General features: G+C 72.4%; 9 protein-coding genes. 3 read left to right on the forward strand and 6 right to left on the reverse strand.

Going from position 1 to position 13,368, the window contains the following annotated elements; all coding sequences use genetic code 11:
* Positions 1 to 84: 84 nt before the first annotated feature.
* The 6 genes from AB0H62_RS50115 to AB0H62_RS50140 all read right to left on the reverse strand — a co-directional run bounded on the left by AB0H62_RS50115 (position 85) and on the right by AB0H62_RS50140 (position 8,705).
* On the reverse strand, positions 85 to 507 hold the full coding sequence (locus tag AB0H62_RS50115; RefSeq protein ID WP_360592900.1) for a DUF126 domain-containing protein: 423 nt from the start codon (positions 505 to 507) through the stop codon (positions 85 to 87).
* Positions 495 to 1,760: an aconitase X catalytic domain-containing protein gene (locus AB0H62_RS50120; protein ID WP_360592901.1), complete on the reverse strand. Its 1,266-nt coding sequence runs from the start codon at positions 1,758 to 1,760 to the stop codon at positions 495 to 497. Before AB0H62_RS50120 ends, AB0H62_RS50115 begins: the two co-directional genes overlap by 13 nt.
* Positions 1,753 to 3,132 carry an FAD/NAD(P)-binding oxidoreductase gene (locus AB0H62_RS50125; RefSeq protein ID WP_360592902.1) on the reverse strand — a complete coding sequence of 460 codons (1,380 nt, stop codon included), beginning with the start codon at positions 3,130 to 3,132 and terminating at the stop codon, positions 1,753 to 1,755. Before AB0H62_RS50125 ends, AB0H62_RS50120 begins: the two co-directional genes overlap by 8 nt.
* On the reverse strand, positions 3,116 to 3,394 hold the full coding sequence (locus AB0H62_RS50130) for a (2Fe-2S)-binding protein (protein ID WP_220239015.1): 279 nt from the start codon (positions 3,392 to 3,394) through the stop codon (positions 3,116 to 3,118). Before AB0H62_RS50130 ends, AB0H62_RS50125 begins: the two co-directional genes overlap by 17 nt.
* Entirely contained in the window at positions 3,391 to 4,554 is a 1,164-nt protein-coding gene (locus AB0H62_RS50135; RefSeq protein WP_220239014.1) for an FAD-dependent oxidoreductase, read from the reverse strand. Before AB0H62_RS50135 ends, AB0H62_RS50130 begins: the two co-directional genes overlap by 4 nt.
* A 95-nt stretch (positions 4,555 to 4,649) precedes the next feature.
* Positions 4,650 to 8,705, reverse strand: a complete 4,056-nt coding sequence (locus AB0H62_RS50140) for a carboxypeptidase regulatory-like domain-containing protein (protein ID WP_360592903.1) — start codon at positions 8,703 to 8,705, stop codon at positions 4,650 to 4,652.
* A gap of 265 nt (positions 8,706 to 8,970) precedes the next feature.
* Between AB0H62_RS50140 and AB0H62_RS50145 the strand changes: the two genes are divergently transcribed.
* The 3 genes from AB0H62_RS50145 to AB0H62_RS50155 are packed head-to-tail and all read left to right on the forward strand — an operon-like array spanning position 8,971 to position 13,218.
* Positions 8,971 to 11,301: a glycoside hydrolase family 2 protein gene (locus tag AB0H62_RS50145; protein WP_360592904.1), complete on the forward strand. Its 2,331-nt coding sequence runs from the start codon at positions 8,971 to 8,973 to the stop codon at positions 11,299 to 11,301.
* A gap of 55 nt (positions 11,302 to 11,356) precedes the next feature.
* The gene (locus AB0H62_RS50150; protein WP_360592905.1) at positions 11,357 to 12,001 is read left to right on the forward strand and encodes a GntR family transcriptional regulator; all 645 of its coding nucleotides are present in this window, start codon (positions 11,357 to 11,359) and stop codon (positions 11,999 to 12,001) included.
* On the forward strand, positions 11,998 to 13,218 hold the full coding sequence (locus AB0H62_RS50155) for an MFS transporter (protein WP_360592906.1): 1,221 nt from the start codon (positions 11,998 to 12,000) through the stop codon (positions 13,216 to 13,218). The genes AB0H62_RS50150 and AB0H62_RS50155 overlap by 4 nt, the downstream gene beginning before the upstream one ends.
* Positions 13,219 to 13,368 lie beyond the last annotated feature (150 nt).

Below are 13,368 nucleotides of genomic sequence, written 5' to 3' on the forward strand. Positions count from 1 at the left end.
CCTCGGGAAACGGCACCGCGATCGCCCGGGCGCAGGCCGCACAAAAGCCGCCCCCACCCTCGGTGAACGCGTTGGGCCCAGCCGTCAGCCGAGTCGGATCGTCGCGGTTTCCGGACCCGCACTGACGTCCACCGCGCCGCGACAGACCGCGAGCCGCGCGTAGTCCTGCGAGGTGAGAACGACGATCGGCAACCGCAGGTCGTACAGCTCGGCCGCGACCCAGGCGCCGAGCATGAGGATGGCGTCGGGTTCGGTGAGGACGATTGCGGCGGGCGCGGTGCCGCTGCGGATCTGCTCGGCCAGGACCGACGACGAAGAGCTGGAGCCACGCGCCCGCGGCAGCACGAGGACGCGGCCGGTGAGGGTGGCGCCGCGCTGGGGGTGGTGTTCGTCGACGATGCGGCCGGACAGGTCCGTGCCGCCCCAGAACGACAGGGGCGCGTCGAGCACGAGCGGCTCGCCGGTGGCTTCGCCGGGGAACACGGTGCGTCCGGTCAGCTCGCCCACAGCGCCTCGTCCCGCACGATCCGGCCGGCCCGCGCCGACGCGACGCATTCGGCGAGCGAGCCGAGGGCCACGTCCACGCCGATGTTGCCGGGCGCGTACCACGCCCATTTGCCGGAGTTCGTCATCGCCGTGCGCAGGCCGGCGTCGAGGATCGGCGTGATGTAGGTGCAGGTGTCGACGACGATGCGCGCCCCGGCGGAGCGCACGGTTTCCGCGTAACCGAGCCGATCGGCTTCCGCGAGCACGGCGCGGCTCGTGGTCACGTAGGCGCGCACGGCGTGGTGGAACGGCCCGCCGTCTGCGAGCAGAGCGGCCAGGCGCTCGAACTCCGTGAGCGAGAAGTGCGGCGTGCCCAGGCACAGCGCGTCGAGGTCCGTGCCGTGGGCGGTGGTCAGCTCGTCGCGGATGGCGCGCACCTGGTCCGCGTCCACCGCGTGCGTCACGAGGTTCGGCGACGCGACGGCCGCGAGATCCGGCGCCTCCGGCGTCACGCCGACTACGTGGAACAGCCCCACTCCCCCACTCGACGCCGCGGCGGCGCCGAACGCCTTCAGCTGGTCCTCCGTGACGGTCGCGGGCACACCGGTCAGCACCGGCACCCCGCTGCCCGCGAGCCGGCCCGCGAGGTGGCCGAGCACGCCCCACGCCGCGTCCTCGCCGAGCAGCCGCCGGGACAGGGCCGCGCAGTCGAGCCGGATCGTCGCGCGGCGGTTGCCGTCCCGGTGCAGGCCCGCGTCGGGCACGCGGCCGGTGATGGCGGCGCCGATGTCGAGGAAATCGCCGTAGCGGTCGGTGCGGGCGCCGAGCACGGAGTTGGCGAACACGATCGCGTTGGACTCCGCCCACGCCACGTGCGTGCCGAACGCCGGGCGGTGCGTGAGCTGGTACGGCGCGCAGGTCCACGTCGGCGCGCAGCCCAGCGCGGTGTAACCCGCCATCAGGCGGCGCGCGTTGGCGGTCGTTTCGGCATCGGCGTGCACGAGGTCGGGGTGGCGCAGGTCGAGCGAGCCGACGTTGAGCGTGGTCGGCACGGCGACGCGGCCGCCGAGCTCTCCCAGCCGTTCGACGAAGTCCAGGCCGGCCTGGCCGTGGTAGAGGCAGCCGTCGACGTGGGCGGACTCGACCGTCAGCAGCCGCGTGGCGCCCCGGACCTGCGCGAGCGCGATGACCATGCGCAGGCACAGTTTCGCCGCCTCGCCGTGCTCGCCGGCGAGCATCGCGTTGTCCTCTTCGGACAGTTCGAGGTCAGCCACGCGCGAGGTCCCCGAGCGTCACGGGCTGGGCGATCGGCCGCGCCGCGACCCCGGCGAGGTCGGCGGCCGTCGGTTCACGGCCGCATTCGGCGGCGACGAGGCAGGCCGTCGCATAGCCGCAGACTCGGCCCTGGCACAGACCCATCCCCGGCCGGGCGAGCAGCTTCACCGTCCGCGCGTCCGTGGCGCCCAAGTCCTTGACCGCGCTGCGAACAGTGCCGACGGACACCTCTTCGCAGCGGCACACCTGCGTCTCGGAGTCGAGCCACGTCTGCCACCCGGGTCGCACGGGATGGGCGGCGTGCATCGCGTTCGCGAAGGCGCGCAACGACTTGCGCTGCCGCAGCAAGCGCGCGACGGTGTCCCGGTTCGGCTCGGCACCCACCGTGGTGAGTGCCGCGTGCAGGCCCGCCAGCTCACCCTCCACCAGCGACAGCGCCGATCCGCCGACTCCGCAAACCTCACCGGCGAGGTAGACACCAGGCGTGGTGGCGCGCTGCTGGTCGTCCGCGACGGCGACGAGACTGCCGTCCGCGCCGAGGCGGGTTTCGCAGCCCAGCTGCAACGGGAGCTCCAGCTGGGGCGTGAAGCCGTAGCCGACGGCGACGGTGTCGCACGCGACCGTCCGCTCGCTGCCCGCCACGATCCGCCACTGCCGATCGAGCGACGCGACCGTCACGCTCTCGACCCCGTCCGCGCCCTGGGCGGCGACGACCGCGGTGCGCGTGCGGTACGGAACTCGTTGGCGCAGCAGTGTTTTCAGGTACCCGGCGCCTTCGGCGAGCTTGCCGGCGTTGGCCAGCACGGCCAGCGGCGACCGGGCGAACCCGGCGGGCGAACCGGCTTCGAACACCCCCGCCACCTCGGCGCCCGCCTCGACCAGCCCGGCGGCGACGGGCAGCAGGAACGGACCCGTCCCCGCCACCACGACCCGGCTCCCCGCGCGCACGCCGTGGCCCTTGAGCAGCGCCTGCACACCACCGGCGGTGTAGACGCCCGGCAGCGTCCAGCCGGGAAACGGCACCTGCCGGTCGTACGCGCCCGTCGCCACGATCACCGTACGGCTGGAGACCTCACCGCGGTCGGTGTGCACCGTGAAGCCGCTGTCCGTACGCTCGACGTGCCAGATCGCGTGCCGCGCTCGAACGTCCACTCGGGACAGTCCCGCGCGCAGCCGCACGAGCGCCGGCCAGTCGTGGTGGCCCACACCTGCGTCGCCTTCGCGGTGGCGCCAGAACTGCCCGCCCACGCGCGCGCCGGCGTCGACCAGCGTCACTCGCGCGCCGGCCGACGCGGCTGTCACCGCCGCGGCGAGCCCGGCCGGGCCGGCCCCGAGGACCGCGATCTCCGCCGCCTCAGCAGGAAAGCTCACCACGGCCCGCTCCTTCCTGCGGTTCGATGACGTCACCCGGCAGCACCTCGGTCAGGCACGCGCGTCGCCCCGGCTTGCCGTTCACGACGACCAGGCAGTCGAAACACACGCCGATCCCGCAGAACACCCCGCGCGGCGCGCCATCGCGGCGCGTCGTCCGCCAGGACCGGTGGCCGGCGGCGATCAACGCGGCGCCCACGCTCTGCCCGGCTTCCGCCACGATCTCCTGGCCCCGGAAGGAAAACTTCACGCGCTCGCTCACGCGACCTCCTCGAACCGGTCCGCCCGGAACGGCGTCAAGTCCAGCTCCGGCTCCACACCCGTCGCCACCTGCGCGATCAGGTGTCCCGTCGCCGCGGCCAAACCGATACCCGCCCCTTCGTGACCACACGCGTGCACCAACCCCGGCAGCCGCGGATCCTCGCCGATCACCGGGAGGTGGTCCGGGCAGTACGGCCGGAAGCCGAGGTAGCTGCGCAGCAGGGAAACGTCGGCGAGGAACGGGAAAACACCGATCGCCTGTGCCGCCAGCTTGCGCACCACGGGCAGCGAGAACTGCCGGTCGAACCCGACGCGTTCACGGCTCGCACCGATGAGCACCGTGCCGGCCTGCGTGCCCTCGACGACCACCGAAGTTTCCAGCCCGGCGTCGCCGCTCGAGACGTTGGCGACGTAGTCGGCCGTGTAGACCTTGTGCCGGATCACGCGCGGCAGCGGTTCGGTGACCAGCACGAACCCGCGCCGCGGCAGCACCGGGATCGGGGCACCCGCGAGCTTCGAGACGTCCCCGCCCCACGTGCCCGCGGCGTTCACCACCCACGGCGCGGAGAACTCGCCGGCCGACGTGAGCACCCCGCCGACCGAACCGTCGGCCCGGCGCCGGAACGCCCGGACCTCGACCCCCGGGTGCAGTTCGGCACCGAGCCGACGCGCTTGACGCAGCAGCGAAGCAGCCGCGAGCATCGGCTGCACCTGCTTGTCCTGCGGGTAATACGCGCCGGAAGCGACGTCCGGCGTCAGGTTCGGCTCCAGCTCGGCGACCTCGGCCGGTGTCAGGTCGTCGACCGAAACACCCCGCGCGCGCTGCTCCGCCGCCAGCTCCGCCAAGCCCCGGGCGGCGTCCGCGGACTGCGCCACGACCACGCCACCCTTGTGTTCCAGCTCCAGCGAAGCGGGTCCGAGCTCCTCCCCCAGCCGGGCCCACAGCCGGATCGACAGCAGCGCCAGGTCGAGCTCCGGCCCGAGCTCCTTGTCCGACACGAGGATGTTGCCCTCGCCGCCGCTGGTCGTCCCGCCGGCGACACCGCCGCGGTCGAGCACCGCGACGCGCAGGCCCGCGGCCGCGCAGTAGTAAGCGCACGCCGCCCCGACCACTCCGGCGCCCACGACGACCACGTCGGGGGACCTTCCCGTCGCCACCATGGCCAGTAGTATGTCACATTGCACAACGTCGGGACGTGCTGTTCCCCACACCCCGGCGGCGGGACCGGCCGTCACCCCGGCCCCGCCGCCGAAGCTCAGCAGCCGGCCGGCTTGAGGACGAAGTCCGCGGTCACCGCCTGTCCCTTGACCAGTTTGACGCTGCGCGTCTGCGGCTGCCAGCCGTCGCGTGCCGCGATGAGCGTGAGCGGGTTGTTCCGGCGGTCGAGCCACAGCGTGTAGTGGCCCGAGGCGTCGGTCTTGAGCGTGTAGCTCGCCGCCCAGCTGTCGACCTGCACGGTCACCGCGGCGAGCGGACCGGCCGTCGCCCCGCAGCGCGCGCCCGTGACGGTGCCGGTCAGCTTGCTCCAGGTGGCCGGCGGCTTCACCGTGAACGACACGGGGATCGCGGCCACCGCCTTCGGCACCTGCGCCCCGACGACCAGCTGCGCCGTGTACGTGCCCGGCTGCGTGATCGCCGAGACGTTCGCGTCGAGTGTCACCGTGAAGGTCGCCGTCTTGCCCGGCGCGATCGTGGTCACCGACGGCGTGGTCGACAGCCACGGGATCGACACGTACTCCCCGCATTCGCCGTAACCCGGCAGCAGCAGGTCGTGACTGGTCGGGTTGAAGCTCGCGTTCGCCGAGCCGCCGATGCGGTAGAACCCGCAAGTGCTGCCGCCGCGGAACAGCGTCTCGTTCGAGTTCGGCAGCGCCGACCACTGGTTGGACGCCGGGTCGTACGCGTAGCCGGCGTTGGTGAGCTCACCGTCGGCGATGCCGCCCGAGAGCAGCAACTGTCCATTCGCGACGGTCGAGGCCGAGCCCCACATCTGCACCGGCAGGTCGGCGACGCGCGACCACGTGCCCTTCTCGACGTCGAGCTTGTACGCGGTCTTCAGGTTGTCCAGGCCGCTGACACCGCCGGCGCAATAGATCGAGCCCGCGATGGTGCCGCAGTTGGTCCAGCCGATCGGCGCGGGCAGCGCCGGGCCCGCCGACCACTTGTCCACGGCCGGGTCGTAGACCTGCACCCGCGTGACACCGCAGTTGCCGCCGTCGCAGCCGCCGACCACGTAGATCCGCCCGCCGGCCACCGCGACGCCCATCGCGGAGGTGGCCGTGGGCATCGGCGCGCCCGTGGTCCACGTGTCGGTGACGGTGTCGTAGATGTCGGTGTTCGTCACGGGGATGCTGCCGTCGGCCCAGCCGCCGGTCACGTAGATCTTCGTGCCGACAGCCGCCACCGCGGGGGTTTCCCGCGGAGTCGCGAGGTCGGCGATCGGCGTCCACGCGAGCGTGCCCGGGTCGTAGACGAAGTTCTTGGTCGTCAGCTCCGCGCCGTTGAGGCCGGTGAAGGAGTACACCTTCCCGTTCACGGTCGCCACGCCGTTGTCCATGATCTTCGTCGGGTAGTCGGCCACGGTCTGCCACGCGTCACCGGCCGCCAGGGTCTCGGCGGGCGCGGCCTGCTTCACGTGTCCCAGCAACGGTCCCGTGCTGAAGTCGCCCTTGATCCGCTGCAGCGGCGCCGAGTGCACCACGGCCGGGGTGAACGCGCCGGACGACGGGTTCAGCCGCACGCCCACGGGTGCCGTGCCGGTGTTGCGCACCTTGACGCTCGCGGTCGCCGTCCCTTGCCACGCCACGGTTTTGCTCACGGCCGCGCTGGTCACCTCGAGCTGGCCGGCGTCGAGCAGGAAGTCGGCCGGGGTCGCGGCGTCGGGCGCCACCACGGTCCTCTGCGTGCCCGGCACGAAGTTCGTGGCCGACGCGGTGACCGGGTGGCTGCCGGTGACGCTGGAGAAGAACCAATACGAACCGTCGGCCTGCGTCGTCGCCCCCTCGCCGGGCCGGTCGACGCTGTCCACCGACGCCCCGCCGAGCGCGGCGCCGGTCACGTGGTCGTGCACCGTGCCGCTGACGATCCCGCCGGGCACGACGTCGCACGCGTGGTCGCCGATCAGCACGTCGTCGACCTGCCACCAGAAGCCGAACAGCTGGTCGCGGTAGTGGAAGCGGACCTGCACGGCCTTCTTGCCCGCCGCGCCCGGCAGCGGCACGACCTGCGTCGACGGCCCGGCCAAGGTGTCGCTGCCGTGCTGCCACACGGTGGTCCAGGTGGCGCCGCCGTCGGTCGTGAAGTCCACGGCCGCCTGCTGACCCTGCGTGCCCTGGTAGTCGCTGGCGAACCGCACGGTCGGGTTCGCCGTGCCGCTCAGGTCGACGACGGGGCTGACCAGCGACGTGTCCTGGTCGCCGCCGATCGAGTTGCTGTCCACGGTGGCGAACGCGCCGCTGCCGCCGGTGTAGTTGTCGCGGCCGGCGGGGTTGTCGAACGCCCACGTGGCCGCGCCGTCGCCGAGGTTGTTCACCACCTGCCACGTCGAGGGCGCCTCGAAGTCCTGCGTGTCGCCCGTGAAGCGGTTGGCGTAGCCGGGCGCGCCGCAGGTCACGGGGTCGACGGTCACGACAGCGTCGTGCGTGGCGGCGGTGTCGCCGACCGGCACAGAAGCGGAGCCGGGCAGGTATCCGGGGTAGTCCGGGTCGACCTGCACGGAGTAGGTCGCGTCCTCGGGCACGGTCATCGAGTACCGCCCGGTGAGCGGATCCGTCCGCACGGTCGTGGTCGACTGCCCGGCGACCTGGACGTGCGCGGCCACCGGCCAGCCGTGGCCACTGCCGTCGCGCACGGTCCCGCTCAGCTGCACGGAAGGCACGGACGCCAGCGTGAAGTCGGCGGTCGCGGTTTTGCCGGCCTCGACGGTCACGCCGTCGACAGTGGTGTCGCGGTAGGAGAACTTGCCCGCGGTCACGGCGTAGGTGCCCACGGGCACGCCCAGCGTGTAGTGGCCTTCGGCGTCCACCGTCGTGGCGAGGTCACCCGCCTTCACCTGCGCACCGGCCAGCGGCGCGCCCGCGGCGTCACGGACCGTGCCGGAGACGAGGCCGGTCGCGCCGGGCGTGAAGGCCGAGATCCCGCGCGGCGTGCCCAGGCCCGTCGGCCCGTCGAAGCCGGGGCCGGCCGTGCAGAGGTACGCCGGGGCGCAGGTGCCGTTGGCGCCTTCGGTGACGTCATTGAAGGTCGCGCCGGAGCGGTACGGCAGCGCGTTCGGGTAGGTGCCCGCCGCGGGCGCGCCGGCCAGCGCGTAGGCCGCCGCGACGATCGGCGACGACGCGCTCGTGCCACCCGCGAGACCCCACGCGCCGTGCACGAACACCGCGACGCCGGTGGCGAGGTCCGCGACCGCCGAGACGTCGGCGATGGTCCGGTTGGCACAGCCGGAATCCGTTTGCGCCGGAGGCTTCTGCTCGTACGCGGAACAGCCGCTGCCGGTGCCGGACCACACCGTCTCGCGCCAGCCGCGGGCGTTCGCGTCGCGGTAGAGCGAGGTGCCGCCGACCGACGTCACGTGCGGCGAGGCGGCGGGGAACTGCGGCCCGTAGCCGTAGTCGCCCGAGCTCGCGGTGACCACGACGCCGGGGTGGTCGTAGTAGGCCTCGTCGAGGTCGAGCTCGGCCGGGTCCTCGTCGGCGCCGTAGCTGTTGGACACGAACTTCGCGCCCATCGCGACGGCTTGGTTCACCGCGGCGCCCATGTTCGGCACCAACGAGTCGTCGGCCTCGACGAGCAGGATGTGGCAGCGCGGGCAGACGGCCGAGACCATGTCGAGGTCGAGCATCGTCTCCTGCTGCCAGCCCGTGTTCCCGGCCGGGAAGTCCTGGCCGCCGCGCTGGTCCACGCGCGTGAAGCAGCCGTTCGCGACCGTGCACGGGGGCAGGCCGAACTGCGCGCGGTACACGCCCATCTCCGCTTCCGCGTCGGGAGTGTCGTAGGCGTCGACGATCGCGACCGTCATCCCGTCGCCGCCCGTGGCCGTCGGGAGCTCGTACGCGCCGGCGAGGTCCGCCGGGCCGTAGCCCTGCGGCGCCGCGGCGCGCTGCATCCCGTGCGCGTCGCCGCGGAACAGCGCGAAGCACGTGACCTCACCGGGTTTCGGCTGTTCCGGGCACGCCTTGCGCCCGACGACCGGCGCCACCGGCGCTACAGCGGCGGCCGGCGCGCCCTGAGCCGCGGCGGGCACCACGGTGAACGCGACCACCGCCAGGAGGAACGTGAGGAGGATCTTCAGTGCCGCTTTGGCGAACGACATGCGCGTCCCTTTCGCTGACGAACCGCGGTCGGCTGCTCACCCGACGTCGCGGATTCTGTCAGCGCTCCCGGCGTGAACGATCACGTCCGAACGGACAGAAAGCCAGACAGGATCAGGGTTTTCCCGGTGTCCGGGACCTCCGCGCGGCGAAGAGACCAATGGTTCAGACCATAAGGAGCAGCGCGTTCGCGGTCCCTCGTGACGGTGGACAACGACGAGACAGGGCATGATCGCGCGAACGGGCCCGGAGAGAGGACGGCGAGGCATGCGGATGGACCTGACGCGGTGGACGGTGCGGGCGACCGGCGACCTGGGCGAGGTGCCCGCCGAGCTCGTGGAGACGCTGCGCGCCGGGGTTCCGGCGACCGTACCCGGCTCGGTGCACACCGACCTGCTCGCCGCCGGACTGATCCCCGACCCGTACCTCGACCGCAACGAGGACCTCGTGCAGTGGATCGGGCTCACGGACTGGCGCTACGAGACCGAGTTCGACCGTCCGGACGCCCCTGGCGCGGCCGCGCTCGCGTTCGACGGCCTCGACACCGTCGCCAAGATCGAGCTCAACGGCCGCGTGCTCGGCGAGACCGAGAACATGCACCGCTCCTACCGCTTCCCGGCCGGTGAGCTGCGGCCCGAGGGCAACGAGCTGTCGGTCACCTTCGCCTCCGCCGTGCGCTACGCCCGTGCACGCGCCGAGGCCCACCCGCTGCCGCGCACCAACGACGGCGAGCCGTCGAACTTCATCCGCAAGATGGCCTGCAACTTCGGCTGGGACTGGGGCCCGTCGCTCGTCACCGCCGGCCTCTGGCGCCCGGCGCGCCTCGAGGTCACCACCGGCCGGCTCGCGTCGGTCCGGCCGGTGATCACGGTCGACGGCACCGACGGCGTGGTCACCGTCCACACCGAGGTCGAGGGCGAAGGCACCGTGCGCATCCGCGTGGCCGGCGTCGAGGCGGCCGGCGACACCGCGCGCGTGCCGTCGCCTGAGCTCTGGTGGCCGCACACGCTCGGCGAGCAGCCGCTGTACCCGCTGGAGGTGACCCTCGAGGCCGCCGACGGCACCGTGCTCGACACCTGGACCCGCGAGATCGGCTTCCGCACCGTCGCGCTCGACACCACCGACGGCGCGTTCACCCTGTCGGTCAACGGCACGCCGCTGTTCGTCCGCGGCGCCAACTGGATCCCCGACGACTGCTTCCCCCACCGCGTCGACGCGCAGCGCTACGCCCGCCGCATCGAGCAGGCGAAGGACGTGAACATCGACCTCCTGCGCGTGTGGGGCGGCGGGATCTTCGAAAGCGACGAGTTCTACGCCGAGTGCGACCGCGAAGGCGTGCTCGTGTGGCAGGACTTCCTGTTCGCCTGCATGCCGTATCCCGAGGACGTGCTGGCCGACGAGGTCGAGGCCGAGGCGCGCGAGAACGTGGTCCGCCTCGCGCCGCACCCGTCGCTGGTGCTGTGGTGCGGCAACAACGAAAACTACCTCGGCTGGTTCCACTGGGACTGGCAGGAGCGCCTCGCCGGGCAGCCGTGGGGCGCGACGTTCTACGAGAAGCTGCTGCCGACGGTCGTCGGCGAGCTGGACCCGACGCGGCCGTACGTGCCTGGCAGCCCGTGGGCGCTCTCGCCGGAGCGCGACGCGCTGGACCCCGACTACGGCTGCCAGCACGTGTGGGACATGTGGAACGAGCGTGACTACCTCGGCTACCGCGACACCGTGCCGCGGTTCGTGTCCGAGTTCGGCTGGCAGGCGCCGCCGACGTTCGCGACGCTCACCGAGGCCGTGCACGACGAGCCGCTCGCCGCCGACTCCCCCGGTGTGCTGCACCACCAGAAAGCCTTCGACGGCAACGGAAAGCTCGCCCGCGGGCTCGCCCCGCACTTCGCCGAGCCGAAGACGTTCGACGACTGGCACTTCCTCAACCAGGTCAACCAGGCGCGCGCGATCCGGCTGGCCGTGGAGCACTACCGCTCGCACGCACCGCGCTGCATGGGCGCGATCGTGTGGCAGCTCAACGACTGCTGGCCCGTCACGTCATGGGCCGCGGTCGACGGCGCCGGCCGGCCGAAGCCGCTGTGGTACACGCTGCGCGAGGTCTACGCCGACCGACTGCTCACGATCCAGCCGCGCCCCGAAGGCCTCACGGTCTTCGCGCTCGGCTTCGCGCCGGAGACGGTCGACGTGCGGCGGATGTCCGTGACCGGCGAGGAGCTGGCGTCGGCCCCGGTCGCGCCCGGCACCGCGCTGGGACCCGAGTTCGCGGCCGGCGACCCGGCGCGCGAGTTCCTCGTGGCCGACGCCGGCGACGAGCGCGCGTTCTGGTTCTTCGCCGAAGACAAGGACATCGCCTACCCCCAGGCCGAGTTCACGCAGTCCGTCACCGGCTTCGACGGCGGCTACGAGGTCACCGTCATCGCCGACACGCTCATGCGCGACGTCTGCCTGTTCCCCGACCGCCTCGCCGCCGACGCGACCGTGGACTTCGCCCTCGTGACGCTGCTGCCCGGCGAGTCGGCGACGTTCACCATCGAGACCGGGGCCACGCTCCAGCCGGGTGCGCTGACGTCGGCTCCCGTGCTGCGCTGGATCGAGTGAGCCCCAGGTCACAAGGCGTTAGATACAAGCTTGGACGCATGCTAGCTTCGTTGGCGTGACACCTGCCAAGTACACCGCGCCCGGCGCTGCCGACCGCGCGTACCGGCTCACGAAGGAGCTCGTCCTCACGGGCGAACTCCCCGGTGGGCACCTGTTCAGCGAAGGGGAGATCGCCGAGCGGCTCGGGGTGAGCCGCACGCCCGTGCGCGAGGCGTTCCTGCGCCTGCAGGTCGAGGGGTTCCTCAACCTGATCCCGAAGCGCGGCGCCGTGGTGGTGCCCGTGCCGCCTGGCGAGGCCGAGGACGTGCTCGACGCGCGGGAGGCCGTGGAGGGCGCGGCCGTGCGCCGCCTCGTGCGCCGGCCCGACCTCATCCCGCACGCGCTGGGGCAGCTGCGCGGGGTGCTGGACACCCAGCGCGGCCACGCCGAATCCGGTGACCTGCACGGGTTCGCCGAAGCCGACGAACTGTTCCACCGCACCATCGTCGCGGCCGGCGGCAACGCGTTGCTGCTCGACTTCTACGCCACGCTCGCCGACCGGCAGCGCCGGATGAACGTGCACGCCCTGCGCCCGATCCCGGATGTGCTGCCCGTGGTGCTGCGTGAACACGAGGACCTGCTCGGCATCATCGAGCGCGCCGACGGCGACGCGTTCGGCCCGGCGCTGCGCGCCCATCTGGACCTGGTGCACCGCCGATGACCGCCACCGCCGAAAGCACCCCGCTCCCCCAGGCTGCCACCGCGCGCCCGGCCTGGTTCGGCGCCGCCGCGGCGGTGTTCGTGGTCGGCTGGGGCGGCAACCAGTTCACGCCGCTCCTGGTGATGTACAAGGAAGCCGGCTACTCCACCTTCACCGTCGACGCGCTGCTGGGCGCGTACGTGGTCGGGCTGGTGCCCGGCTTGCTGCTCTCGGGCGGACTGTCCAATCGCTACGGTCGCCGGCCCGTGATGCTCGCCGGCACCGTGCTGTCGCTGCTCGCGAGCGTGCTCATCGCGCTCGGCCCGGAAGGCGCCGGCTGGATCGCCGCGGGCCGGTTCCTGACCGGCGTGGCCGTGGCGGCCGCGATGGCCGTGGGCTCCACGTGGATCAAGGAGCTCGCCGACGCCGACCCGCGCGGCGCGGCCGACCTCGGCACCCGGCGCGCGGCCCTGTGCCTCACGCTCGGGCTCGGCATCGGACCCGGCGCGGCGGGGGTGCTGGCGCAGTGGGGGCCGTGGCCGATGGTGCTGCCCTTCGCGGTCCACATCGGACTGGCGCTGCTCGCCCTGCCGCTCATCCCGCGCAGCCCGGAAACGCTCGGCCTCGAAAGCCGCAAGCCGGCGCTGAGCCGGCTGCCCGTGACGACCCGGCACCCGCGGTTCCGCCGGATCATCCTGCCGATGGCGCCGTGGATCTTCGGCTCGTGCGGCGTCGCGTACGCGATCATGCCGCAACTCGTGCAGGACAAACTCGGTTCGTGGTCACTCGCCTACTCAACGCTGCTGACGGTGTGCGCGATCGGCGCGGGCGTCGGGATCCAGCCGATCGCCAAGCGCGTGGACCGGACCACCAGCGCCCGCGCGGTGCTCACCGGAATGGCCGTGATGTGCACTGGTCTGGTCCTCGCCGCCGTCGCCGCGGATCTGCGTTCGCCGTGGCTCGCGCTGCTCACGGCCGTGGTGCTCGGGACCGCGTACGGCATCGTCGTGGTGTCCGGACTGCTGGAGCTGCAACGGCTCGCGCGGCCCGAGGAAATCGCCCAGCTGACCGGGGTCTACTACGCGCTGGCCTACATCGGCTTCCTGTTGCCATCGCTGCTCGCGGCGCTCAGCGGGTTCGCGAGCTACCCGATGTTGCTCGGATGCCTCGCCGTGGTGGCGTTCGCGGGGACACTGACCGTTGCCCGAAACTCCCGTAGTCACCTTCCTGTGACCTGAGCGGGAATTCGCTTCACCGACAAATGGGACACCGATTCCGGGCATTCCGGAAATGGTGTCCCATTTGCGTCGATTTCTTCACCACTATTGTCGCTTGTGGATCGTCGATGTGCGCGAAATAGTTCTCCGGCATGGGAAATCGGGCCGGCA

The sequence above is a fragment of the Amycolatopsis sp. NPDC050768 genome (genome assembly GCF_040654155.1).
Lineage (GTDB): Bacteria > Actinomycetota > Actinomycetes > Mycobacteriales > Pseudonocardiaceae > Amycolatopsis.